The organism is Pseudomonas sp. SWRI179, assembly GCF_014268705.1.
Classification (GTDB): domain Bacteria; phylum Pseudomonadota; class Gammaproteobacteria; order Pseudomonadales; family Pseudomonadaceae; genus Aquipseudomonas; species Aquipseudomonas zanjanensis.
The window spans coordinates 1-547 of sequence record NZ_JABWRA010000137.1 but is presented as its reverse complement, the minus strand read 5'-3'; the positions used below and the strand labels follow the sequence as shown (position 1 = coordinate 547).

The window sequence follows — 547 nt, the reverse complement described above, 5'->3', positions numbered from 1 at the left end:
GGGTCAGGCCTTGTTGCTGGCTGAAGCGGCGCAAGCGGGCGCTGAGTGGCGCGGGCAGTTGCAGGGCCAGCGCGGCGCCTTGGTAGCTTTGCACTTGCGGCCGTGGGTGGTCGCTGGGCAGTTCCAGCAGCGCCGGGGCGCCGTCCAGGTGTGCTTTCCAGAAATCGACCTGGGCGTGCAAGCGTTCGCCTTGCAGGTGCTGCTGTCGCCAGCTGGCGTAGTCGGCGTATTGCAGGGCCAGGGGCGGCAACGGGTCGTCGAGCTGCTGGCTGAACGCGGCGTAGAGGGCGTTGAACTCGCCGATCAACACCGCCACCGACCAACCGTCGGAGACGATGTGGTGCTGGGTCACCAGCAGGATGTGCTCGTCTTCGGCCAGGCACAGCAGGCGTCCGCGAATCAGCGGGCCCTGGCTGAGGTCGAAGGCGTCCCGGGCTTCGGCCTGGGTCAGTTGCGTCACGGCCGCTTGGCGGGCGTCGGCGTCCAGGGTTTGCAGGTTGTGTTCCTGCAAGGCAAAGCCGATGTCGGCGGCGGCGAAGCGCTGGCG

Annotated in this window: 1 protein-coding gene; it reads right to left on the bottom strand. The window is 68.4% G+C overall.

Annotated elements, in window-relative coordinates:
* A partial coding sequence (locus HU767_RS28580) for a condensation domain-containing protein (protein WP_238349544.1) occupies nucleotides 1–547 on the bottom strand: 547 nt, incomplete at both ends.